The sequence below is a fragment of the uncultured Enterovirga sp. genome (genome assembly GCF_964242715.1).
Taxonomy (GTDB): domain Bacteria; phylum Pseudomonadota; class Alphaproteobacteria; order Rhizobiales; family Beijerinckiaceae; genus Enterovirga.
Genome location: NZ_CAXTAZ010000022.1, coordinates 49912 through 73917, shown reverse-complemented (window position 1 = coordinate 73917; position 24006 = coordinate 49912). Strand labels below are relative to the sequence as shown.

Genomic DNA, 24006 nt, shown 5'->3' with positions numbered 1-24006 from the left:
AGTGAATCACGGCCGAGCAGCCGGCGCGAGCGGGTTCTTCAACAGCCTGCTAGGCGCCGAGGCGCGAAGCCAAAGGTCGACTGGGATCAGATGCGTAAAAGAGCGCTGGAGCTATTCAGCTATCACGGGGCGTTCCGTCCTGACGATCCGAGTTGGAATGCTCAGGCTCGCTTGGAGACAGCTCTTATCGAGTATGCCGCCGCTACTCAGAAGGTAGAGCTTGGCGTGAGCACTGTGCGCGAGCGCATTACGCTCTGGAGGTCGGAAACTCCGGATCAATTTCCGTTCGAATAGCTGACCATTTCCGGCCATTCCCGGCCGACTAAACACACCCGATCCTTCATCTTCCTGCCACCGAACACGGGCGGTCCCGTTCGGTGGCGACCTTCCCCGCCGGTTGAGGAAGAGTTCGGGGGAAGACTCATGAACTGGCTCAAAGACACTCAGCCACACCCAGACAAGCGCGGCTTCACCGTCGATCAGTTTATGGCCGCGTACGGAATCCGGCGGACCAAGACCTACGAGGAGATCAACTCGGGGCGCCTGAAAGCTCGGAGGGTCGGCGGCCGTACGATCATCGCCCGTGAGGATGCCGATGCCTGGCTCGCCAGCTTTCCTGTCGTAGAGGCTCGCGCTGCCTGATGTCCCAAACGAGAGAAGCCGGGCGGAGGATGGCTCCCCGCACCGGCTTCCGATGTGTCGCTTGGACGGCTGACACCGCGGAACCTACGCCACCCATTGCCGCCATTCAAGCGGCGATCATCTCGGCCCGGTTCGGGACACCGCTCCCGACGGCTCACGTCATCGCCGAACTGGCGTTCTCGTCTGGTGGGAGGCGCGCATGAGTAGCGCCTTCGGCCAGATCCTGGTCGTTATCGACGAGCTGACGCGGAGGGCAGCTGTCCTCCCGTCCGCCTCACCGGCCGACCTTTCCCTGATTGCGGGGCGTCTCGACGAGGCCGCCCAGAAGGTCCGGGTCATCGCGATGTGCCGCGAGGTCGACGTGCCGACGTCACCTCGCCGTGCCATCCCGCAAGGGAGGGCGGCATGAAGCCGTTCGGAGATGCGCGCGCCGATACTTGGCGGAACGAGGTCGGGCTCGCGGTCGACGACGAGCAGGGGCTTCTCGGGTCCTTGCTTATGTGGCCTGACAGCCTGGCCGGCGCCGTTGCGTTCGTCCGGCCGGATCACTTCATTGAGCCAATCCATCGATCTCTGTTTGAGGCAATGGCCGATTGCCATCGGGCGGGCATGCGCTCGAGCATCGGTGAGGTAAAGGCTGCCCTCGGCAAGAGGGCGGGCGCGAGCGAGGTCGCCCCGGGGATCGACCTCGCTGCGTACATGGCCCGGCTGCGAGACGACGGCGCCACTGCCGCCTCCACCATGGATTACGCCCGGCGGGTCCGGGCGAACTCCGCCATCCGCGCGCTCGCCTCGGCGATACCGGACGCGGGCGCCTCCGGGTTGCCCGAGGATCGGCTCAGCGCTGCCTTCGACCGAATAGATGCAATCCGGGCTGAGGTTGGAGAGGGTGCCGGTTCCGGCGCTTCGGTCGGCAGCATCGCCCAGGGCGTACTCGGCCGGGCCGTCGACATAGCAGAAGGAACTCGCCCCGAGCCGGGCATCACGACTGGGTTGCCGGACCTGGATCGAGCCATTCTCGGCTACCGCCCAGGAGAGCTGATCGTCGCTGGCGGCCGGCCCGGGATGGGCAAGACCACGTTCGCGACCTCGTCCGCCTTGAAGGCGAGCGACCCGCATGGGCAACGGACTGCCGGAGCCCTGTTCTTCGGTCTCGAACTCGGGGCGGAGGCAGTAGGGGCCCGCTGCCTCGCCGACATTGCCTACGACCGGTTCTCGTCTCCCACGCATTCCGCAATCCGCGCCGGCCGCCTGGACCAGCACCAGATCCAGCAACTCCGAACCGCGGAATGCCGGCTGAATGAACTCGACCTGGAAATCGACCATCGGTCGATCGCGACGGTCGGTGAGATCGAGGCGAAGTGCCGAGCTGTCCAACGAAGGTTTGAGCGCCAGGGCAAGCGGCTCGGCGTCGTGTTCGTCGACTACCTCAAGCAGGTGAAAGCCGGAGATCGCTACCGCGGCAACCGCGTCTACGAGATCGGGGAGATCACGGCCGGCTTGAGGGGCCTCGCGAAGCGACTGGAGATCTGCGTCGTGCTCCTCGTCCAGCTGAACCGAGGCGTGGAGCAGCGCGAGGACAAGCGGCCGACCCTCGCTGATCTCCGCGAATCCGGGGACCTCGAGAACGACGCGGACGTGGTGCTGCTGCTGTATCGCCCGGCCTACTACCTGCGCCGCGAGCTGCAATCGGCTGGAGACGCAGCCGAGGCCGAGGTCCTCACCCACAAGCTCGAGATGGCCGAGCACGATCTGGACGTGATTGTCGCGAAGAACCGGAACGGCGAGGGCGAACTCTCGATCCCGTTGTTCTGCGACATCGGCCGCTCTGCGGTCCGGTCGCTGGCCAGGAGCGGCGCATGAGCATTGCCGCTCAGACCTGGGCCGTGCAGCAGCGATGCGGGTCTGCGACCCTGAAGGCTGTGTTGATGGCCGTCGCTCGCTTCGCGGACGATGATGGCCTTGCGTGGCCGTCACAGCGGTTGCTCTCCGAACATACCGAACTGGACCAGAAGACCGTTAGGAGTGCCTTGAAGACGCTCTCCGAGAAGGGGGTGATCTTCCGCGAGCCTTTCACCCGCGAGGACGGCTCGCGCGGCGCCGATCGCATCCAGCTGAGCCTTCTTCAGAGTGGTTCCGAGCAGAACCATGGCCCGGTCCCAACTGGATCGGGGGGTACGGGCACAGCGTCCGGGGGTACGGGCGTACGGCCCGGGGGGGTGGGGGCGTACAGCCCGGGGGGTACGGGCGGAGCGCCCGGGCAAGAACTATCACTTGAACTATCAAAGGAAATATCTCCCTCCATCGAGGCTCCTGCCGAGCCCGTGCCAGAACCGAAAGCTCTGAAACCGAAAGCCGGATCGGAGCCGGACGGCTTCCCCGAGTGGTACCAGGCCTTCCCTCGACACGTCGGCAGGGATGCTGCCCGGAAAGCCTACGGCGCTGTCCTCCGGGACCGCAGGGCAACTCAAGCCGAACTCCTTGCCGGAGCGATCCGCTACGCCGCCGAACGCCGAGGCCAGGACCAGAAGTACACGAAGCACCCAGCGGCATGGCTGATCGCAGGTCGATGGGCCGACGAGCCGACCGCGTCAGCCGGCAAACCAGCCGCCACCCTCGTCGAGCGGGAGAGCGGACAGCGAAAGCTCGTGAGCCGCTGGAGAGCCTCACCCCATTCCTGGCCCCGCAACATGGGCCCAAGGCCCGATGAGCCTGGATGCAGCATTCCCAAACCAATTCTCGCGGAGTTCGGCCTATGAACCCGGGCACACTCACACCCGACCCGAACGTCGCAGACCTCCTGCACGGGACAGCCGAGATCGCGAACCACCTTGGCCTGCGTCGCCGACAGGTGGAGGGCATGATCGCCAGACGCACGATCCCGACCTTCCGGCTCGGAAAGACAGTCTGCGCTCGGAGGTCGACCTTGAACGCCTTTATTGCGGAACGGGAAGCCGACGCCATCGCAGACGCGAGAAAGCCATCCCCGGAAAGCCTGGAGCCGACATCATGACCGGATTCCCGCATCCCTACGTCATCGTCACGACTGACGGTGACACCATCCGGACCCTGCATCCGCCGAGTCTAGGAGGGCACAGGACGGCCATTGAGGCGGCACTAGCCTCCATCCTCGCCTCAGACCGTCCGACGCCGTCTCCGAAGCTCCCATGCGCCCTCAAGGTGGAAGACGCACACCCACAGACCTTCACTCAGCGGGAGAGCGCAGCTTCACGGGGTTACACCGGCAATTCGTGCCAGGACTGCGGCTCGTTCGCGATGAAACGGACAGGAGTGTGCGAGACGTGCGAGGCGTGTGGCTCAACAAGTGGCGGATGCTCGTAGGCGCGAGAGGATAGAAATAGGTCAGCACAGTTGACCTAAATTTACGCTGGCTACCGAGACCACGAGCCGAGCCCTTGGTCCCTAGGGACTCTCAGCATAGGGCGGCACTTCAACCAGCGTTCCGATCAGGCGCAAGAGGGCCTGGTGTTCGGGGCCCTTCGCGCCTGCGATCAAGAAGGTTCCTAATTCAATGTGCAATAGGCGGCCGCCCGACGGGGCATTCGGCTGATGAATAACGAAGGCGTGACCGTTCGACGGTTCTCGGCCGATGAACCAGGAATCTCCGTTCGGGCTGCGGTACAACTCTCGCCGTTCTGTCATGATGGATTATCGGCTCCTGCTTTGAGCCTAGGCTACAGGAGCGAGGCCCGAAACGCGATCTTCGGACCGGCCTGTTCCTGGACTCAGCATCATGTTACGCTATGCTCATCCCTCGTGGAGCAATGCGTAATGGCCAGCAACTTCGTCGCCTATTACCGCGTTTCAACAGAACGGCAGGGTCAGAGCGGCCTCGGGCTTGAGGCTCAGCAGGAGGCGGTCAGGAGCTACCTGAACGGCGGCCGGTGGAAGCTGGTCGCTGAGGTTGTCGAGGTAGAGAGCGGCAAGAACTCGCAGCGGCCGAAGCTTACGGGGGCGATCCGGCTGGCCAAGCTGCACAAGGCGACGCTCATCATTGCGAAGCTCGACCGGCTCGCTCGCAACGTCCACTTCGTGTCGAGCCTGATGGAGAGCGGCGTCGAGTTCACGGCCGTCGACTTCCCCCAGGCGAACCGCCTCACGATCCACATCCTCGCGGCCGTCGCCGAGCATGAGGCGGCCATGATCTCCGCCCGGACAAAGGCGGCTCTGGCTGCGGCCAAGGCAAGAGGCATGAAGCTCGGCGGCTTCCGAGGCCACACCTTCACGGCAGAGCATCACGAGGCGGCCTTGCGGGCACGCCAGGCGGGCTCTGAGGCCCGTGCGGCTGAATTGGCGCCCGTTATAGCCGAACTACGGTCATCGGGCCTGACGAGTCTCCACGGCCTCGCACGGGCCCTAACAGAGCGCGGCATCCCGACGGCGCGAGGGGGCTCGACATGGGCTCCGGTGCAGGTGGCTCGGGTGCTGGAGCGGATCGGATCGGCCGGATGATCGACAAACCGATGAGCGACGACTTCGCAGGTGGCTACAGGTTGACGATCGCTCGCGAGGCCGATGGGAGCTATGTCGGGCGTCTCGACAGCAGCGACGGGGATCTCTGGACCGACCTCCAGCAGCAGCCGCAGCAAGGCGATCAGTTCAAGCGTTCGCTGCTCGCCTTCGCCGAACGCTACGGCATCCCTGTGCGCTTGCTCAAAGACCCGGCCTAGTGCCCGGCCGAACGACGTTCGCCATTCAGGTCTTCAAGCGGCAGGACGGCCGGCTCGTCAGGAGGGCAGGCGGCTAATCCTCGCCGTTAGACAATTTATCTGGACTGGGCCGCTTTAAACGGCGGGTTAACCATAACTGCTCATGCATTTCCGAGCTGGAGTGCACTGCCATGAGCAAGAGCGCCGCCAAGTCTAGAAAGCGAACGAGGCTTTTGAAGCAGGCCAGGGTTCTGGCCGGTGCTGGCCTACATCCTGACGGGGCCAGTGTTGTTACTCACCTGCGGGAGGTAGAGGCCTTCACCGAAGTTCGCAGCTGGCTGGAAGACGTCCGGTTTGTGCACCAGCTGAACCAGATCTGCGCGCGCGGGCAGCTCGAACGCTCACGCCTTCCCTGATGTCCGACATTGGATCCCGTTTGCGTCCACGAGGGGAGCTCGTTGAGAGTACGGGTAATCGCCGTGCTCAGCCTTGCACGTCCACACGGGACTTGCGGCGATGGCTGGGCGCCTTGGCCTTCATTTGCGCGGGAATGGGCGTCGCTGCCCAGGACCTAAGAGCTAGTCGGCCGTTTCCGTCCTTCAGCCCCGAAGTTGTCGCCGAACGAGCGAAAGCACAGAAGCGGTCGGAGGAATTTCATGATCGAAGCAGCCGGATAGCCAAGCATGCCATCAACTCTATTTGCCGAGGGTGTCTCGACCCCCGTCTCTCGCCGAAGGACTCGACCTCCCTAGCCGTGGCCATAGTTCCGCGGCACGCAAGGCCAGTCAGACACGCGCGGCCGGCTCGGTCGACGAAGCGCGCAATCTATGCCGAGGGTCGCCGCCGCGGGACCGTTAGGTCCGTGCTCCTGGCCGGCTACATCAGTCCCTTTTGAAACGCCCGACAACGTCGTCGGGGCGCTGCCGGCTCGCCGCTACTCCGAATCGGACTCGGGGGCGAGCCGCGCCTCGATCGTGAGCGGCCGGCCGCCATGCATCAGCGGCGGCATGACGTGCGAAACGCACAGCTCGATCGACACGTCCAAGCCGAGCACCAAACGGCCCGGGCCGGTTGATCGTCCAATCGTCCACCATCACCCGACATGCCAGCCGCCGTGCTCCGGGCAGAACACGAGATAGGAGCGGTCAGGCTCGGGCGTGAAGGCGAAAGCCGGGACGGGCTCGCTCATGGCCTTCCCCTCATGCTGACCAGGAGAAGGCCGACGCCCGCTCCGGCAACGGCGGCCAGAAACGCCCTCGTTCTCCAGTCATGCATCGGCCGCGTCCCGCGCGCTAACCAGCGGCGCCGGCATTAGCTCACCTCTCCTCTCCCACATCTCGGCCCGTTCCCGCGCGTCGGCGTCATGCGCCTGCATCTCGCTCCGATTGTCCGGATGCGCGGCGCACAGGTCGCGGTATCGCTCCTCGACTGCAGCTTTCGCGGCTTCTCTGGTCGCCGCCCGTCCGTGATTCCGGGCATGGTCCAGGCCCGATACGCATCCGGTCGCGAACATGCTCCACCACCACGCTCCGAAGAGTTCAACGTGCCCGTCGGACACCAGCATGGCGCGGCCAATCGGAGCGGAACCGTCATACGCGGTGCCGTCGTTCGGATCGTTGGTGTGGCCGCCAATCGACGTGACGCGCCAGGTGATCGGGATGGCGTCTGGGGTGCCGCTCATGTCTCGGCGATAGCCGATTCGGCCAAGCTGGATGAAGTCCGGAGAGGTCTGCGGCCTCTTGTCTGGTCACGCGCCGACCTCAACCCGTATTGCCCCGCATGCACTCAGGGCTACCCGCAAGTACATCGAGGGACATATCTAGTATTCGCGGCAGACCTGTGGTATATGATCTGCATTACACGCGGCTTTCGGCGGAGGCCATTCGAAATGGCAGGAACTGGCACCGGCTACAACGCTGAGAATGCCATGGTGGTGCAGATCGCTCCATCGGGTAAGCCGATCGTTGTGTCAGCGGGCTTTTCTCGCCCGGCAGATACGACGCCATACATCGACGGCGATCTCGTAGCCAACTCGACGACAGCGGGGCTGATTGTACCGCTGGCCCTTCCAGTTGGAAGAGAAGGCGAAGGGAGAGTTTGCGGGATCATCGGCAAGGCTCGCCTGAAGAAGACCGGTGCGAACATCGCCGCCAGGGGTTTCCGCGCACACTTTTTTCAAGACAGCCCGACCGCGGCGAGCGGCGACAATGCGCCTTTCTCAACGAGCGCAAGCAATTATCTTGGGTTCAGCTTGTTCACGCAAGAATTTAAGACCTTCACAGATGGGAAGGTGTCACTCGCAAGTGATTGGTCGGGGAGAATGATGTTCGATTGCCCCGCAGGCACTGAGAATATTTATGCGCTGCTCGAAGTCTCGGATGCTTACACGCCGGCCTCGGGTGAGACGTTCACGCTCACCATCGAAGCCGTCCGGTTCTGATCCGGGCAGCTGAAATCGAGGCCGAGCTATGGCTGACACCCTGTTCCCGGAGTTGATCCAACTTAGGACCGAGCCGTTTTTGCGGCAGGCCCTGAACGACATCGCTCGCGCCGAGTGCACCTCGACCTCGGAATTCATTCGCCGCGAGCTGAGGCTCGTCGTGGCGCGGTATTCCTTCGCCCATGCGGTCAAGGGCGGTTTCGCTCTTCGCGTTGCAACCCCGGACGACGTCGTCAACCTCGGCCTGAACTTCCCGGAAGGCATGCCGTGGGTCGGAACGACCATCACGCTTCGGGGCGAGCCGGTCGGGATTGGGGCCGTGTTCTGGGACGCGACGGGCCGAGCCTGGATTGCGGTCACCCAGCGCGAACCTATCCCGCCCGCTATGTTCGCCCGTGTGCTGGATCGCATGATCGCGGACCTGCACGCTGCGGGCGGCAAGGTGCTGCATGCCCTTGCCGATCCCGACTTCCCTGAGCAACCCGAGATACTTCAGCGTCTAGGCTTCGTGCCTACGACTGGCATCGTGCCCGATCGTGAGGTGTGGGTCCTCAGTCCGCTCGTCACAGAGGGGCTGCCGACATGACCGACCAGCAATCGCAGACCGACCTGCAGGCCGTCGTGGTCCACGAGACCGGTGAGTCCGAGAAGGTCATCGCGGCGCTTGAAGCCATGTTGTCCGGCCTCCCGCTATGGGCGACCGATCCGGAGGAATACGAGCGTCACCTGGAGCGGACCCAGCCTGCCTACTTCCACGCGGAAGGGGGGACCGCATGAGGCACGACCTAAGCGTCGGGCGCACGCTCTCTCTCCGTGGGATGGTCTGCCACGACCCGCTGACGCTTACGCTCGGACTGGTCAGCGGTGGGCTGAGCCTGATGGGCTCCTCTGATGCGGCTGAGGGACAGCGGGATCAGGCTGAATCCACGGCGCGCGCGCAGGAGATGCAAGCTGCCGCACAGGAGAGGCGGGCCAACGAGGAACGCGCAGCGTCTCAGCGCGAGGCAATAGCTCGCGACCGCAAAACCGAACTGACGCTCAGCCGAACCCAGGCTGTTGCCGCATCCAGCGGTGCGGGCGCCGATGACCCGACCGTATTGGACCTCGTGGGCGATACGGCCGCTGAAGGGGAATACGGCGAACTGACAGCCTTGTACGAGGGCCATGCTCGGGCGACGACACTGGACGATCAGGCGACCATCTCCCGCTTCACGGCTGACCGCACCAGAAGGGCCGGACCGATCGCGGCACGGGCCACGATGCTGTCGGGCCTGTCGAGCTTCGCCTCGAGCGTGGGCAGGGCAAGGTTCGATCCGAGGTCCGGTCTCTAGTGCCGCGGCTTCCTACACTTGAGGGCTTCAGCCCGCCGCGGGCTTCCCGCGGCATCGAGACCTATCCTGAGGCCGATCCCGTCGCTCAGGCCCAGGTGAAGATGGGCGCTGCCGTCCAGGGCTTTGGTACGACCATCGGCGGTATGGTTGCCGATGCGTATCGTGAGGACAAGAAGACCCGCGGCGGCCTTGAGGCCGCTCGGGCCGAAGCTGATCTCACCACTAGGATGTACGCGCTCAATGCCAGGCGTGAGGAGGAGACCGATCCCGACAAGCTAGCCGGATACGAGGCGGCGCAACGGCAGCTCGTGGACGAGTCGGCCAGGAACTTCTCCGACCCAGACAAGGCCGAACTCTGGCGCACCCAGAAATCCCCGACGATCGCGAGCCAGAAGGTCAGCGCCGATGCGCGCGCCAACAGGCTTCGAACGGACTCCAGCCTCGCCGCTGACGACGCTCGACTGGACGCGCTTCAGCGTGAAGTCCCGCGGGCCAAAACGCCCGAAGAGCTTGGCCAACTCGTAAAATCCGGAAACCAGATCATCACGGCCCAGGCGGAGGCTGGTCACATCAATGAGCGAGCGGCCGGAGAAAAAAAGCGCGCGCTCGCAGTCGGTTTCGCCCGAAGGTTCGCATTGTCGAAGTCGCCTGAGGAGCGACTTCAGTTGCTCGGCCCGGACGAAGATGAGCAGCCGACCACGGCGGCTACCCCCGGCAACGGCGCCGCGATCACCTATACGGAGCGAGATCTCGACAGGGCGGCCCGCACGATCATTGGCGAGGCGCGAGGCCAGCCACGGGACGGGAAGGCGGCTGTCGCTCACGTTATTCGGAATCGTGTGGTGGCGGGCGGCTACGGCGCGGACCCGACCTCTGTCGTTCAGGCTCCCCATCAGTTTGAGCCTTGGTCCCGCCGTCGTGCCGAACTCGAAGCCATCGATTCAAACAGCCCCGACTTTCAGGAGGCGCATGCCTTAGCGAAGGCCGCCTTTGACGGAACCGAGGCAGACCCGACCAAGGGCGCAACCCACTTCGCGAACGTCGGCACGGTAGCCGAGAGAGGTGACAGCGCGGGCCGACCCGGTGGGTGGCTCACGAAGATGACGAACGTCACCAAGATTGGTGCCCACACCTTTGGGAACGCCGATGCCGGGCGCAATCCGAATTACGTCCGGGCGGCAGCCGCCCCCACCCAGATCTCGCCACAGGTTCAGGTAGCAGGAGCCGCTGCCGTTGGGGATGGACCCACTCCGCCTGCGGCTCCAATGATCTATGCGGATAGCCTCGGTGTCGGCTTGGCCAGTGCCGCCGGGTTTGCGCCCGCAGATGGTGCGGCTGGGAAGCGTCAGGGAACAGCCCCCGGCTTCCAGCAAGAGAGCGCTCAGCCCGCAGCTGTCTATTCGCGAATTCTCCTGGCTCCGAAGGCGGCTGTCCCCGGCCAGCAACTCGTGATCAGCGCCGTATCCAACGATCCGACGTCAGGCCTGCAAGGGCTCCCAGCCGCGCTGCATAACGCGAAGGAGAAAGGCTACAAGCCCGTCGTGATGGGTGTCGGGACGAAGTTCGGCCCCGAGGTCAACGAGAAGATCAAGACGGCGACCGAAGCGGCGGGCGGGGTTTTTGTCCCGCTCCCGACAGAGAAGGGAATGGTCGGAGCTGATGGCGTCCATCTCACGGATGCGGGCTCAAAGAAGGTCTGGGCCGACATCCAGGCCGTTGGAGGCGGAGCGTCGCTTGGGGCAGTTCCGGGCGCACCCGCCGTTCCAGCCCCCGGCACGGGCGCTCCGCCCCCATCTCCCCTGCACCCTGTAGCGCAGGTGCTCTCCTTCGAGGATCGCCGCGCGATCAGGATGGGGGCTCGAGAGGATATCGCGAAGCGGGGTCGCGAGGAGGAGAAGACCCGTGTCGGGGAGCGCGCCCAGATGGTGACGCTCCTCAACGACGATCTGGCGTCGGTCGAACGAACGGGACAGGGCATCCCGGACTTGAACAGGGAGAGGGTGCAGAAGGCGCTTGGCGACGAGGGCGCAAGCCACTGGCTCAGCGAACGCGCCCGCGCTCACGGAATCTACGAAGCGCTCGACGGTATCGACACTCTCTCCGAGGGCGACATCGAGCAGCGGCTTCGGAAGCTCGAACCCAGGCCCGGCACGGTCGGCTATGTCGACGAGACCAAGACATACGAGCGGGCGCGCAAGCAGGCCGACAAGCACATCCAGGCCCGCCGGGTAGACCCCGCCCTCGCGGTCGACAACTTCCCGACCGTCAAGGCGGCCCGGACAGAGGCCAAATACACCCAGATTGGTGAGGCGAAAGTAATCGAGCCGGCCAGCGCCCAACGCATCGTTTCGGCGCGCATCGCGGCCCAGCAGCAGATTGGGATTACCGAGCCGATGGCGGTGACCAAGTCGCAGGCTCGGGAAATCGCCCGGCAGCTTCGGTCCGGGGAGAACGACGACGACAAGCTGAAGGGCTTCGTCGGGAGCTTGCACGCGACCTACGGCGAGGACCTGACAGACCAGATTCTTACCTCGACCTTTCAGCATGTCGGCGTGAACACCGACTTGGCTGTGGCCAGCACAGACGCCTTGAAGTCGGTCGCGGCCGGGCAGCGCCCAACGGTGGGTCAGGCCCGGCGCGTCGAGACGCTTCGAGACAACCAGACCGCTACGGACGCGATGAGCGGGCGCGAGTCGGCGGCGCTGCCCGACTTCTCGTTCGACCCCATGGGGAACAGCACCGGCATGGGCTCGCCGGCTACGCCTCAGCGGCCAAGAGCGGCCTCCGCTGTCCAGCCGGAAGGCAAGGAGAAGCCGCCTGTCCTCAGAGGTTCGGTGACCGGCGAGCACCTTCGCATGCTGCACGAAGGCAGGGACAATCCGGAGACTAAGCGGGCGTTCAACGATGTCTACGGGACGCCGGAGTCGCCTGACCCGGCCGCCTACATCATCCGAGAGGCCGACCGCAGAAAGAAGGCTTTGGCTGACGGAGGCAAGAAATGACCGCCTCGTTGCCGCAACTTCCCGGGGGCGCTACTGTCGATGACAGTGCGTTCGCTCCTTGCCGTTCTCATCCTCCTGCTAAACGGTCCCGTCCTGGCGCTGTCGCCTCCGGCGGAGATCGTCTGCGATCTGGTGGACCACCACCGTTTCGTCACGCCCGGCAGTTCCCCTCGCGGGCAGGTCACGTTTTTCAGGTTCGACCTCCGCAGGCGCACAGCGCGAATGAAGTATGGCGCCGGCTTGTTTGGCGAGCATGCCGTAAAGATGATCGCCACCTCGGATGTATTCACTTTCACTTTCGAGCAGGACTTCGCCACGACTTTCATTCGCGTCCAGCGCGACGCGCGACTGGGTCGACTGCCTGCAAACAAATCAGTCAGAATGCTCTCTACAGGCGTAGAGACAGAGATGAGCGCCGGCACCTGCGCGGTCTCCGAGGGCCGCGCCTAGCCGCGTCAGCTTCCCCGTCTGCAGGTCGTGGCCTCCGGCTCATTTCTGGAGGTAGAGCGCGATGACGCTTACGATCAGCGCGGCGGCTGCGATCACGGCTGCGACCCTCGCCGTGGTAAGTGCCTTCTGGGCGGTCAAGGCCTGCTCAGACGCCGCCAAAGCTGCCGCCTCGGCTGCTGTGGCGCTGCGTGAGGCCTCCCGTGTCATCTCCGCATGGCGTGACTCGCTCCTGGCTTCGTCCAGCGAGGCAAGCCATTCCTCGGCCGCGGGACGCCTTCCTGTCTGCCCCGGCTCTCCGAACTCCCCCAGCGCAAGCTTCTGCCGAACGGATTTCTCGCCAAGCTTTTCGAGGTCGGACCAGAACTCGTCTATGTGCGCCAACTCGGCCTCCCTCGACGGGCAGACGAGCAGAGAAGCACTGAGCACCGACTTCGTCGAATCGCAGGCCAGTCATGCCCGGCCCTGACGATCTCATGGCATTGACGGCGCTCCACGATCCGGTGACGAGCCCGATCACGCCGGACGTTGCGCCCTCCCTCGACCCGCTGCGCCAGGACGATAACCTCGGCCTGCCTGACATCGCGGCACCCGGCCCCTTGCGGCTGACCAATCCCTTCGACCTGGAGGGCAAAGGTCCGCGGCAGGGCATGTCGTTCTCGGAGAACCAGTCCGGGGCGTTCCGGAGCAATTCGATCCTCGGCGCTGCCGTCGAATCCGCCGACATGGCCAGGGTGCGCCGTGATCCAGGCAACTCCGCCATGGATCGGGCTTGGCTCGCTGCCGCTGCGGTCGATCCGACCATGGCGAACACGGTCAGCTCGGCTGACCCGTGGATGAGCAACGTGGCCCCGGCGGAAGCGACTGCGGCAAGGGACGCAATCGCAGAGCGCAACTTCTACGAACAGCTCGCCTACGACTCGAACCCGACCAGGATCACCGGCCCCGGGGTTGCGGGCACCATCGCCGGCGTACTGGCTGACCCGACGAACCTGATTGGCGTGCCCGGCCGGCTTCTCTCAGCCGCCGGTCTAGGTGCTCGCCCGATCCTCCGGTCTGCCGTGGACAATGCCATCGTAGCGGGCCTGACCGATCAGGCGGTCCAGGGCATCCGCATGGGCTCGGGCGCTCAGGAGGAATACGACGTCACCCAGGCCGTTGCTGCGCCTGTCGTCGGCGGCGCACTAGGCGCGGCGCTGCCCGTCGTGGTCGAAGGGGTGAAGCGCGGCGTCGGTGCCGCCAGCCGCGCCGTTCGCGGGCGGCTGGCGGGAGAAGCCCCTTCGGTGCGGCCGGAAGTGCCGCCGCCGGCCTCACAGGAGGCTGTACAGGCCGTCGAGCCTCCGAGCCCTCCTCCTGATGCCAGCATCGCTGCCGCTGCCACAGTGGTGGCGCCAGCACCTCAGCCAGTCGGAGTGCCGCCTCAGCCTCTGCCCGGAGATCTCGCCCGCTTCGAAACCGACGCTCAGTTGCTTGGCCAACCCATTCCGCGGATGCCCGAACACAGGGTCGCGACCGCGGACGGCGGCTCTGTCGATGTCCGCCCGGTGGTCGTCGAGGCACGCGACCTCCTAACATCTGCCGACAGCGGCTATGACGGCGCTCTTCAACCTCGCCAGCGGGATCGCGCCGCCTCTCAGGAGCAAATCCGCAATATCGCGACGGGGCTGGAGCCGGAGCGCCTTGGCTTTTCGGCAGAGGCAGATCGAGGAGCTCCGATCGTCGGTTCCGATGGAATGGTGGAGAGCGGCAACGGCCGAGTCGAGGCTATCCGTCGAGCCTACGAGCAGAACGGCGAGGCCGCGCAGCGATACCGGGAATGGCTGGCCGACAAGGGGGTCGACGTCTCGGGCTACGATGCCCCGGTCCTGGTCCGTGAGCGCGTAACCCCGATGACGCCAGAGGAGCGTCAGGCCTTCACGGTCTCGGCGAACCGGTCGTCCACCCTCGCCATGTCGGCACCAGAGCGCGCGCTGGCAGATTCGAGATTGCTCACGCCCGACAGCTTGGACCTGATCCGGAATGCGAACGACCTAGGGGCCGTGGCTAACCGGGACTTCGTCCGTTCGTTCGCGGCCGCGCTGCCACAGGCCGAGCGAGGTGCCCTCTCCACGGCGGAGGGCGGGCTATCTGCCGAGGGTCTGACGCGGGTTCGCAACGCGGTCCTGGCTCGGGCCTACGGTGACGCTCCGGTCCTGTCCCGGATTACGGAGGCCACGAGCGACGACATTAAATCCATCTCGAGCGCCCTGACCGCCGCAGCCCCGGAATGGGCGAAGATGCGGGCGGACATCGAAGGGGGGCGAGTTCGTGGCGACGTCGATCTGACCACGAGCCTCGTCGAGGCGGTGAGCCGCACGGCCGACCTTCGCACTCAGGGGCAGAAGCTGGATGCATTCTTCGCGCAGCAAGACGCCTTCGATCGCGTTCCGGAAACAGTCGAAGCCTGGATGCGGATGTTCTATGATCCGTCTGGCCGGCGCGCTGCTGGCGGGCCGCGGATCGCGGAGGGGCTGAGAGCCTATGCCACCGAAGCCAGAAAGGTCACCGCAGATGCCGGCCTCGACCTCGGACTTGAGCCCGTCCGACCAGGAGACCTTCAGCGGCTCGCCACCGATCGCGCCCGTGGAGATGCAGGAGAGGCACCTGCTGTTCTCTTCCGCCGCGGCGCTGGCGATGGGCAGGGCGATGCAGCACGTCGGTCGGAAGTTCGAGGACCAGGGCCTTCTCGATCGGGGAGCGATCTTGGAGGACCGGGCCTCCGAGGCGATGAAGCAGGGGCAGCGGCATCTCGGGCCGCTGAACTAGCCGACGTCGATGCGCACGTCCGGTCGGAAGGTCGGGCGATCCAGGAAGAGCTGTTCCGCAAAGGTCCCGTCAGTCCTCACGGCAACGAACTGGAGAAGGGCAGGCCGCTTGCGGACCAGGGCACCGTGCCCGGCGACACGCGGGTCGGGCGGCTTGAGGATCTGGCCGCAAAGTTCGCTGCCGATTTCGACACGATCCTCCGCACCGGCCGCGTCACGCCAGGCGCTCAGGGCACGTACAACACGAAGTCCGGTGTCGCGCGGGTCCGCAGCCTGTCCGATCTCGACACGGTCATCCACGAGGTTGGGCACAGCCTTCACCTCAACCCGCTCACCAAGCCCAGCATCGACCCGATCGTCATCCGCAACCGCGGCGAGCTTGCCGCCGTAGGCGCGGGCCAGGGGCCAACTGGGGACGCGGAAGCCTTCGCCGAGCTGTTTCGCCTCTACGTCACCAACCGGCCTTTCGCACAGAAGACCTATCCGAAGGCGGCTGCGGAACTCGACCGCGTCCTGCGGACGAGCATGCCGGATCAGGCCCACGCCCTCGATGAAATGCGCGTCTCTCTCGACGCCATGCACCGGGCGGATTCCGGGGCCATCGTCACGGCCGACGTCGTCACGCCGGCACCCGATGGCCTGTTCACCCGCATCATGGACGTGCTCGGGCTCAGGAACGTGGGCGGCGCCGACGTCGATCCGCTTGGGCGGCCGATCTACCAGTGGCGCGACGCCCTCTACACCCGGTTCGTCGATCCGAAGAACCCGATCGCCAAGGCCATCGAAGGGCTCGGCCGCATCTACAAGGACAGCACGGGTAAGACGCTCGACCTCCTTCCGATGGACGATGCCTATATCCGGGCTCGGCTCTCGTCCGGCTCGCATGCAACGGCCGACTCGATCCTGAAGCGTGGTGTCATCCCGGCGAACGGGACCGACTTCGTCGGGCCATCGTACTTCGACGCGATCACGACGGCGATGGGACGGCGCTGGTCGCAGCAGCAGTGGCACGAGTTCGGCGCCTATCTCGTCTCTCGCCGGATGGTCGCGGAGTATAACCGCTTTTTGCAAGGCGACCTGCCGAACCCGCCGGGCAAGTTCTCCCAGGCCGACTACGCGAAGGCCGTGGGTGAGCTCGAGGCGGCTAACCCGGGATTCAAAGACGGAGCCACCCAGCTCTACGAGTTCCAGACCAACCTGTTGCAGCGCCGCTTCGACAAGCACCTCTTCACGAAAGGCTACCTCGACGCCTCGTTGGTCCGCACGGACTACGTGCCCCTTCACAGGGACATGTCTGACCTTGGTTCCGGTCAGACGGTGAATACGAGGTCAGGAGATGCCGGCGCCTCGTTGATGAAGGCGTTCCGCGGGTCGCAGCGTTCGCCGCTCAATCCGCTCGACATGATCTTCAAGTCCGTCCACGACCTCGAATTCGAGATTGCGGCCAACGACACGAAGCGGGCGATCGCGAGACTCGCGGACATGGCTGGGCCGGGTTCAGGAGCGATCGCCGAGCACATCCCGGCAAACCGCCTGACCGCGTCGCATGTCGATGTCATGGACGCCCTCCAGAAGGCCGGCGTGCGGGCGAACGTTGATAGCGGTGACCTCACGGCCCTGCTGCAGCATGCCGAGATGCTGATGGGCGACGACGTCTTCGCTCGCATCTTCCGCCAAGAACCCATCCGGCCCGGGCAGGAGCCGATCACCTTCTATTTCGAGAACGGCGAGCGTCGGGCATTGCGGCTCGCGGACGGGCGTTTTGGGGCGGAGCTTCACGCGGCGCTCAACCTGATGAGCGACCTCGAGAAGAACGTGTTTCTCTCCGTCCTTCAGATCAGCCAGGCCGTGCTTCGAGCCGCTGTCACGAAAAGCGTTGGGTTCATCTATCGGAACTTCGTCCGAGATCAGCTCACGTCCACCGCGACGGCCGGCCGCAACTACATCCCGTTCTACAGCGCCATGAAGGGCGGGCTGGACGTCATCTTCCAGGGCGGTGACTTCGAAAAGTACATCGGACACGGCGGTATCGCCGGCGGCCTCATCAACGATGCGATCGAATCGAGTGCCTTCGGTCACCACGCGCAGGCGTTCCGGCAGAAATCCATCGTTGATCCCCGGCGGCTGGCCCATGGAGCAGCCAAGGTCATCGAAATCTCGGAAGCATCTACGAGGGCCGGTCTATTCCAGTCCTACTACAGGCAGGCGCAAGGCCTCGGCTTCGATGACATGAACTCGGTCCTGTACGCCACCTTCAAGTCGAACGACTACATCGACTTCCGCAAGGCCGGCTCGCACATGGGAGCCATACGTCGCATCGTGCCCTTTCTCAATGCCGCCGTGCAAGGGACCGATCGCGAGTACCGGGCGCTCTTCGGCGATATGATCAAGCTGGAGGGCAAGCGCTGGCGCGGTGAAGGCCTGTCCACGCTCGAGGCCGACCGGCTGACCGACGCTCGCGTGGCCTGGCTGAAGACGCTGGCAGCCGGCGCGGCTCTAGGCGCTGGAGGGGCTTATTTCAACGCTGAGAACCCCGAGTGGAACCAGGCATCGGCCTGGCGTCGGAACTCGAACTATCACCTTTTGCCCATGGGTGACGGCAGGTGGTTCGTTTCGCCCAAGCCGTTCGGGTTCGTCCGCAACGTTTCGGACCTGTTCGAGTACGCAACCGAGTTTGCCATCCGTCGGGACCCGACCATCGCCAGCAAGTGGCTGAAGGCTGTTGGTGAGGCCCATCACCTTCCCTATTCGAACCCGATCGTCGACGTCTTCTACAATGTCCGGTCGAATTACGACGCCTTCAAGGAAAAACCTATCGTTCCGACATATCTCCAGGGCGTCGAGCCTTCGGAGCAATATGACGCTCGAACGTCAGAGGTGGCGAAGCATATCGGTGACGCAACCGGCTGGTCTCCCATGAAGGTCCAGTACGTGATGCGCGCCCTCGGCGGCGGCATTGCGCAAGACTTCATCCAGGGCAGCGATGCCCTCTTGCGGCAGAAAGGTCCGAAGACGGCGACCTGGGACCTTCCCCTCCTTCGCGAACTTTCGAAGAACCTCGCACCGGGCAACGAGATCGCCAAGTCATTTTGGGATCAGGTGCGCCTCCGGACGGGAAGTCTCGCTCAGGCCGCGGACACCTACCAGAACAAGATCAAAGCCGGGGAGCGCATCGGGGCTGCCGAATACCTGCAAGGGCTGTCCGAGGACCGCCGCGCTTGGGCCGTGCTCATGACGCAGGGGTTCCCGATCGAAGCCAAGATGATGCACCCGCTCTACGCGACCCAGGCACATGCCACGATCATCTCCGGCGTCACGCGGCAGCTCGTGAATAACAACCTCGTCCGCGAGAGTGACGTCGAGCGCGGGAAGACGATCCTGTCTCGGCGCGACGCAAAACCCATCCTGGTGGACGGCTCCACGCGCGAGAAGGTCATGTCGGAGCTGGATGCACTCACGATGGCCTACGCGCGGAACGCCCTCTTGGTCACCAAGGCGCCTGGGCTGGAGGGTGTGCCGGCGGTCGACCCGTCCGTGCAGCTCGATCGGATCAAGCGGCTCTCGCCCGAGGTGTTCGCGGAACTAGAGGCTCGGACCAAGACCAAGCGCATCCACGATCTCGACACGGTCCGCGACCGCTGGCCGGAGGTGAGGGCTCGCATCCTGAGGGATGGCGAGAAGGCCGACCTGAAGGACCTGCTAGTGAGACGGCCACGATCCGTAAAGACCAGGAAGGCACGGACACCCACGGAGCCGCAGCCGACCCCTGGTCAGAACGAGGGGGACGACGAATGAGCCCGGTCACCGACGTCATCCAGTTACGCCCGTTGACCCGGCAGACCGACCTCGGGGCCGCGATGCTGTGCCTCAAGGCATACTATCTCGCGCAACTGCCGCCCGGTGAGCCTGCGCCGCCTTCCCGGGTTGCGAGCGAGGAAGACGAGCGGCTGGTTCAGGCTCTCGCGGCGACGTGGCGGGCCGGCCTAAGCAAGGAGAAGACGCGTGCCGCTGAATAGGAAACAGGAGCGTTTCGTCGAGGAGTACGTCATCGACATGAACGGCGCGCAAGCAGCGATCAGGGCCGGTTATGCCAGGCGTACCGCGAAGCAGATCGCGAACAATCTGATGAAGGTGCCCCACGTCAGGACGGCTCTCGATGTGGCGCGGCAGAGAGTTTCCGAGCGGGCGGAGATGCAGGCCGACGAGGTGCTGCGCGAGCTCGCGAAGATCGCGCGAGCCAACATGGGCGAGTTCATGCGGGCCACCTCGGGTGGCGATCCCTATTTCGATTATGCCTCCCTGACGCCGGACCAGACGGCGGCTCTCTCCGAAGTCACGGTAGAGGACTTCAAGGAAGGCCGGGGTGAGGACGCGCGCGACGTCCGTCGAGTGAAGTTCAAGCTTCACGACAAGCTGGGGGCCCTCGAAAAGCTCGGGCGGTACCATGGCCTGTTCAAGGACAAGGTTGAGGTGACCGGAAAGGACGGCGAGGCTCTTTCTGCGCGTGAAGAAGCCCCGCCTGACCGTATGGCCCTGGCCCTTCTCGCGGTGCTGTCGGGGGGCAATGCCCGGCCATGAGCTTCCTTCGAGCACTGCTCGCTGCCGTTGCCAACAAACACCGAGTGCGTGTCTCGGTGCCCGAGAAGGCCGCGCTGGTCCCGGTCGTTCCGATCCAGCCCATCGGAGCACTGCGTCGTGAACCGGCAGTAGATCGCGCGATCGGCACGCACGACGAGCTGGCGGACTTCCTGGCGCAGCCCCGGCTGGAGCAGATGCGGGCGCTCGATCGCGAACTGCGCACCTTGCCCGACCACGAATACCGCCTCGTCGCGGACGTTCTTCGCAACGAACTGGCGATGCCGTGGCTTCCCATCCCGGGCCCGCAGACGGCCGCTCTCACAAGTCAGGCTGACATCCTCCTGTATGGCGGCGCAGCGGCCGGCGGGAAGACCCAGACACTGATCGGCGCCTCGGCCGAGAACCATGAACGCGCGCTCATTGTTCGCCGGCAAAGTACGGAGCTGGACGGCATCATCGCCGATTCCCGGACGATCTTCGGGCGTATCGGAGAGTACAACAAGGTCGAGCGGGAATGGACGCTGCAGAGCGGCGCCTCGATCAAGTTCGGCGGCATGAAGGAGGCCGAAGACTGGAGGGCCTATGCCGGACGCGCTCGCGACTTCATGGGCTTCGACGAGGCGGCAGAATTCCTCGAGGAGCAGGTCGGATCAATCCTGGCGTGGCTGCGGTCCTCGAAACCCGGCCAGCGCTGCAGGGCCATCCTTGCCTCGAACCCGCCGCGGGGCGCCGAAGGAGAGTGGCTGCTCCGCTGGTTCGCTCCGTGGCTGGATCCTGCCTTTGCCAGTCCCGCTTTGCCCGGCGAGCTGCGATGGTGCGTCCGGGTCGGAAACGACACCATCTGGATCGACGATCCTCAGCTTGATGCGGAAGGCCGTGCCGCTCCGATCCTGATCGAGGGCGAGGAGTACACGCCGCTCTCGCGAACCTTCATCCCAGCTCGGCTGGACGACAACCCCTTCTTGGCTGGCACGAACTACCGCGCGGGCCTCCAGAACCTCCCCGAGCCCCTGCGCTCGCAACTACTGAACGGCGACTTTCTGGCTGGGCGCCAGGACGACGACTGGCAGGTCATCCCGACCGAATGGCTGAAACTCGCACAGGCGAGGTGGACCGAGACGCCGCCTCCCGGGCGAAAGATGACGTCCTTAGGCGTTGACCTTGCCTATGGCGGCTCGGACGAGACGATCGTGCAGGCCCGGTTCGGCACCTGGTTCCCGCACCCGCGCGCCATCAAGGGAGACACGAAGGACGGCTCCCAGGTCGCAGCCCAGGTCTTCTTCTCGGCCAAGGATGGTTGCGAGATCGTCCTCGACGTTGGCGGCGGCTACGCGGCAGGGGTCATCGAGCACTTCAAGGGAATGGAACTCGCCGTCACGTCCTGCAACTTTGCCGGCGAGGCAATCGGGAAATCCAGGGATGGCCTACGCTTCAGAAACAAGCGGGCTGAACTTTGGTGGGGTCTGCGCGAAGCCCTGGACCCTAACGGCGGCGATGGCCTGGCACTTCCTCCGGATCCTGCCCTGATCGCAGACCTGACCGCGCCCCGCTGGAAGCTGAAGACCGGCGGGGTGATCCAGATCGAGGATAAGGAGCAGATCCGGGGCCGGCTGGGTCGATCCCCCGATCGCGGCGACGCTCTCGTTATGGCGCGGGCCTACGGGAGTGGTCGTGAGATGGCGCGCTCCCATGGCGCTCAGGTGCCCACGGTCAACCTCGGCTACGCGACCGCGAAATACAGCCGAAACCCAGGACGTCCCAACGCTCAGCCGGCGATCAACTACGGCTACACCACCGCGAAAAGGAGATGATGATGATGGCGAGCAAAGCAGTTTCCCACTGCTTGGTCTTTCGAGAGGAGGCTGGGCCCTTTCGCGTCGCCAACTTCCGAGGCGGCAAGTGGCAGGTGAGCCAAGGCAATGGGTCCGAGGCCAGTGCCATCGCAGAGGCGCTGCGGGCCGCCATCTCGATCCCGGTCACTATCACGAGCCAGCCCGTGGACCTGGACGGTCTGACGCCTGCGGACCTCGACGACCTCCCGGTCGGCTTCGACCTCGTCATGGTCGTCCCCGAGAGCGGTCGGGCCAAGACGGACTATGCCGCGGTGCGGTTCGGGCGGCGGGGCGACGTCGTCGTGTCGAACCGGGCTTCTCGAGACCGGATCGGCATTCTGATCCCGTACGGCGACAGGGGCATTCACGCGACCCGCGAGGTTACCGAGCGCTCGATCGTGATGGTCCGGCATGATCTCACGGCCGAGTCGATCCTCGGGCAGGATACCTCCGCGCGGCGGGTGCCTCACGTGATCTCGTACGGGAAGGCTCCGCGCCTTTCAGCGGCCGACCGGCGCATGATCAGAATGAACGCATTATCGGCGCGTCCTCAGGAGGCGCGGATATGATCAGCGCCAATGCCACTTCGCTCCGGCCGGCGGGAGCGCTGTTCGGCCACTTCGAGATGATCGTTCCGCCCGGCGTGAGCCTCGGTGACCTGCTGGAGCGCGCCTACTGGCAGAACGCCGCCCCGAAGCTCCAGGTCAACACGGCAATCCGCGTCGTCGCTCCGGACGGCAGCTTCGACGCCCTCCTCGCTGTCTCGGCCGTCGAGAACCGGCAAAGCCAACACCATTGGGCCGAGATGCGGGTCTTGTGGTCGTGGATCGCCGAAGCTGCGGACCGAGAAGCAGCGCAGTCAGAACGGCAATGACCGGGCTGCGCATACCGCTTTGGTAGGCTCGTCGTCGAACCTGTCGAGAGGCCGTGATCCCCGGGGCGGCGGTACCGCCTATCAGTTAGCGCGATAGCTTCGGCGTGGTAGTGTCAATTTCGGCAGTCGGTAGGTGGATCGGTTTGGCTGAGAATACGGAGCTTGCCTACAAGTACGTTGGTAGAGATGGAGCTCGAGCGATTTTGACGAATCGCACTCTGCGGCTTGCACGGCCGTCAGAGATGAATGATCCTTTTGATGTCTATATCTCTGATCTTTTTGAGCAGACGGTCGAACAACGCTACGAGCAATCCTATCTTGAAATCTTTGAAATGATTGTTCGTGACCCTACCGGTTTTGCTTCCTTAGTGGGCGCTAAAGTCGAAGAGGTGCAGAAAGTCTCAAGGATCGTAGCATCGGACGGACCGGGAAAATGGGCTGATTTGATAAAGGCGCTTCCAGTCGAGCAGCTCGAGATGCTCGACCCCGGATTCAGTATGCGTCTCCGGTCATTGGAAGCCGAGCGGCAAGCGGTCGTTGATCAACTTCAGAGCATGGCCGTTTTCTGCGCGACGCATGATCGTGCGAATTTGTTGATGTGGGCGCATTATGCTGAACAGCATCGAGGGGTCGTGCTAGGCCTTCGTCCTAACATCGAACGAGACTCATTCCTTCGACTGTTGAGGCCTGTCGAATACACTGATGCGAGGCCGAAATTTTATCCCCCGATGAACGGTCAATCTCCCCTCGATACTACAAGCCGGACCCAACTAGATGCATTCTTCAGGCGCATGATCTATTCCAAGAGTACGCATTGGAGTTACGAGAGAGAGGAGCGAATCCATGTTCCATGGGCCGTTCCGGAGGGTAGAGATGCCGTGTATTACTCCTATCATCCGGATGAACTTGCGGAGGTTTGTTTAGGCTGCCGCGCGACAGACGACTTTAAGGTCGAAATTTGCAAAGAGGCTAGGCGGGTCAACGCTCATGTCTCGCTGTTCGAGGTGCACCCATCCAGGAACAACTACGAGCTTGAGTTCCAAGCAATTCCCTGATGCACACGCCGCGTTGCCAAGAATTCGCGTCAGTCGGGAACGTTTGGTTCGTCGCCCCATACGGCGGACCCTACGCTGGCCGCCATTGCTGACCCAACGCGATTAGCCGTCGAGAAGGTCGAGCTCGATGAACCTTTGTCGGTGGAACGATACACGAGGCGGTCACCGGTGATGGTTCCAACGTAGCGACCGTCCTGCCCGTAAACCTTCGAACCTCGGATACGTCCGACCACCTTCCCGGAGCGGCTGAACACGGTCTCGCCGGAGACCTGCAGCGGCCGACCATTCTTCGTGTAGAGCCCCATAGTCGGATCTCCGAGCGCTAAGGCCA

General features: G+C 64.4%; 24 protein-coding genes. 22 read left to right on the top strand and 2 right to left on the bottom strand.

Annotated elements, in window-relative coordinates:
• The 9 genes from ACFE87_RS12870 to ACFE87_RS12830 all read left to right on the top strand — a co-directional run.
• The coding region (locus tag ACFE87_RS12870; RefSeq protein WP_375460036.1) for a hypothetical protein at positions 1 to 294 on the top strand (294 nt) is incomplete at its 5' end.
• Positions 295 to 423: 129 nt separating this feature from the next.
• Positions 424 to 642: a helix-turn-helix domain-containing protein gene (locus ACFE87_RS12865; RefSeq protein ID WP_375460035.1), complete on the top strand. Its 219-nt coding sequence runs from the start codon at positions 424 to 426 to the stop codon at positions 640 to 642.
• 199 nt (positions 643 to 841) lie between these two features.
• Positions 842 to 1051 carry a hypothetical protein gene (locus ACFE87_RS12860; RefSeq protein ID WP_375460034.1) on the top strand — a complete coding sequence of 70 codons (210 nt, stop codon included), beginning with the start codon at positions 842 to 844 and terminating at the stop codon, positions 1049 to 1051.
• A complete protein-coding gene (locus tag ACFE87_RS12855) occupies positions 1048 to 2505 on the top strand; it encodes a replicative DNA helicase (protein ID WP_375460033.1) in 1458 nt (485 codons plus the stop codon). The genes ACFE87_RS12860 and ACFE87_RS12855 overlap by 4 nt, the downstream gene beginning before the upstream one ends.
• The gene (locus ACFE87_RS12850) at positions 2502 to 3401 is read left to right on the top strand and encodes a helix-turn-helix domain-containing protein (protein ID WP_375460032.1); all 900 of its coding nucleotides are present in this window, start codon (positions 2502 to 2504) and stop codon (positions 3399 to 3401) included. Before ACFE87_RS12855 ends, ACFE87_RS12850 begins: the two co-directional genes overlap by 4 nt.
• Positions 3359 to 3655, top strand: coding sequence for an excisionase family DNA-binding protein (locus ACFE87_RS12845; RefSeq protein WP_375460031.1), 297 nt, complete (start codon positions 3359 to 3361; stop codon positions 3653 to 3655). Before ACFE87_RS12850 ends, ACFE87_RS12845 begins: the two co-directional genes overlap by 43 nt.
• A gap of 779 nt (positions 3656 to 4434) precedes the next feature.
• The gene (locus ACFE87_RS12840) at positions 4435 to 5115 is read left to right on the top strand and encodes a recombinase family protein (RefSeq protein ID WP_375460030.1); all 681 of its coding nucleotides are present in this window, start codon (positions 4435 to 4437) and stop codon (positions 5113 to 5115) included.
• Positions 5112 to 5333 carry a hypothetical protein gene (locus tag ACFE87_RS12835; protein WP_375460029.1) on the top strand — a complete coding sequence of 74 codons (222 nt, stop codon included), beginning with the start codon at positions 5112 to 5114 and terminating at the stop codon, positions 5331 to 5333. Before ACFE87_RS12840 ends, ACFE87_RS12835 begins: the two co-directional genes overlap by 4 nt.
• A 170-nt stretch (positions 5334 to 5503) precedes the next feature.
• Positions 5504 to 5728, top strand: coding sequence for a hypothetical protein (locus tag ACFE87_RS12830; protein WP_375460028.1), 225 nt, complete (start codon positions 5504 to 5506; stop codon positions 5726 to 5728).
• An 851-nt stretch (positions 5729 to 6579) separates the two neighbouring features.
• Here ACFE87_RS12830 and ACFE87_RS12825 read toward each other — a convergent pair.
• Positions 6580 to 6993, bottom strand: coding sequence for a hypothetical protein (locus ACFE87_RS12825; protein WP_375460027.1), 414 nt, complete (start codon positions 6991 to 6993; stop codon positions 6580 to 6582).
• 246 nt (positions 6994 to 7239) lie between these two features.
• Between ACFE87_RS12825 and ACFE87_RS12820 the strand changes: the two genes are divergently transcribed.
• From ACFE87_RS12820 to ACFE87_RS12795, 6 genes are all read left to right on the top strand, one after another.
• Entirely contained in the window at positions 7240 to 7752 is a 513-nt protein-coding gene (locus ACFE87_RS12820) for a hypothetical protein (RefSeq protein WP_375460026.1), read from the top strand.
• 28 nt (positions 7753 to 7780) lie between these two features.
• Positions 7781 to 8338, top strand: coding sequence for a hypothetical protein (locus tag ACFE87_RS12815; RefSeq protein ID WP_375460025.1), 558 nt, complete (start codon positions 7781 to 7783; stop codon positions 8336 to 8338).
• Entirely contained in the window at positions 8335 to 8529 is a 195-nt protein-coding gene (locus ACFE87_RS12810) for a hypothetical protein (protein ID WP_375460024.1), read from the top strand. Before ACFE87_RS12815 ends, ACFE87_RS12810 begins: the two co-directional genes overlap by 4 nt.
• Complete coding sequence (locus ACFE87_RS12805) at positions 8526 to 9083, top strand: hypothetical protein (RefSeq protein WP_375460023.1); 558 nt, start codon at positions 8526 to 8528, stop codon at positions 9081 to 9083. Before ACFE87_RS12810 ends, ACFE87_RS12805 begins: the two co-directional genes overlap by 4 nt.
• 101 nt (positions 9084 to 9184) lie before the next feature.
• The gene (locus ACFE87_RS12800; RefSeq protein ID WP_375460022.1) at positions 9185 to 12085 is read left to right on the top strand and encodes a cell wall hydrolase; all 2901 of its coding nucleotides are present in this window, start codon (positions 9185 to 9187) and stop codon (positions 12083 to 12085) included.
• A 39-nt stretch (positions 12086 to 12124) separates the two neighbouring features.
• A complete protein-coding gene (locus ACFE87_RS12795; protein ID WP_375460021.1) occupies positions 12125 to 12535 on the top strand; it encodes a hypothetical protein in 411 nt (136 codons plus the stop codon).
• Between the two features lie 39 nt (positions 12536 to 12574).
• Here ACFE87_RS12795 and ACFE87_RS12790 read toward each other — a convergent pair whose 3' ends face one another.
• Positions 12575 to 12961, bottom strand: coding sequence for a hypothetical protein (locus tag ACFE87_RS12790; protein WP_375460020.1), 387 nt, complete (start codon positions 12959 to 12961; stop codon positions 12575 to 12577).
• Positions 12962 to 12987: 26 nt separating this feature from the next.
• Here ACFE87_RS12790 and ACFE87_RS12785 point away from each other — a divergent pair, with 26 nt between their 5' ends.
• The 7 genes from ACFE87_RS12785 (at position 12988) to ACFE87_RS12755 (ending at position 23675) form a co-directional block, all read left to right on the top strand.
• On the top strand, positions 12988 to 19131 hold the full coding sequence (locus tag ACFE87_RS12785) for an LPD38 domain-containing protein (protein WP_375460019.1): 6144 nt from the start codon (positions 12988 to 12990) through the stop codon (positions 19129 to 19131).
• Positions 19128 to 19352, top strand: coding sequence for a hypothetical protein (locus ACFE87_RS12780; RefSeq protein WP_375460018.1), 225 nt, complete (start codon positions 19128 to 19130; stop codon positions 19350 to 19352). The genes ACFE87_RS12785 and ACFE87_RS12780 overlap by 4 nt, the downstream gene beginning before the upstream one ends.
• Positions 19339 to 19914 (top strand): terminase small subunit, encoded by a 576-nt coding sequence (locus ACFE87_RS12775; RefSeq protein ID WP_375460017.1) that lies wholly within the window; start codon positions 19339 to 19341, stop codon positions 19912 to 19914. Before ACFE87_RS12780 ends, ACFE87_RS12775 begins: the two co-directional genes overlap by 14 nt.
• A gap of 56 nt (positions 19915 to 19970) precedes the next feature.
• Entirely contained in the window at positions 19971 to 21725 is a 1755-nt protein-coding gene (locus ACFE87_RS12770; RefSeq protein WP_375460016.1) for a terminase, read from the top strand.
• Between the two features lie 95 nt (positions 21726 to 21820).
• A complete protein-coding gene (locus ACFE87_RS12765; RefSeq protein WP_375460015.1) occupies positions 21821 to 22315 on the top strand; it encodes a hypothetical protein in 495 nt (164 codons plus the stop codon).
• On the top strand, positions 22312 to 22620 hold the full coding sequence (locus tag ACFE87_RS12760; protein ID WP_375460014.1) for a hypothetical protein: 309 nt from the start codon (positions 22312 to 22314) through the stop codon (positions 22618 to 22620). The genes ACFE87_RS12765 and ACFE87_RS12760 overlap by 4 nt, the downstream gene beginning before the upstream one ends.
• A 242-nt stretch (positions 22621 to 22862) precedes the next feature.
• Positions 22863 to 23675, top strand: a complete 813-nt coding sequence (locus tag ACFE87_RS12755) for a DUF2971 domain-containing protein (protein ID WP_375460013.1) — start codon at positions 22863 to 22865, stop codon at positions 23673 to 23675.
• Positions 23676 to 24006 lie beyond the last annotated feature (331 nt).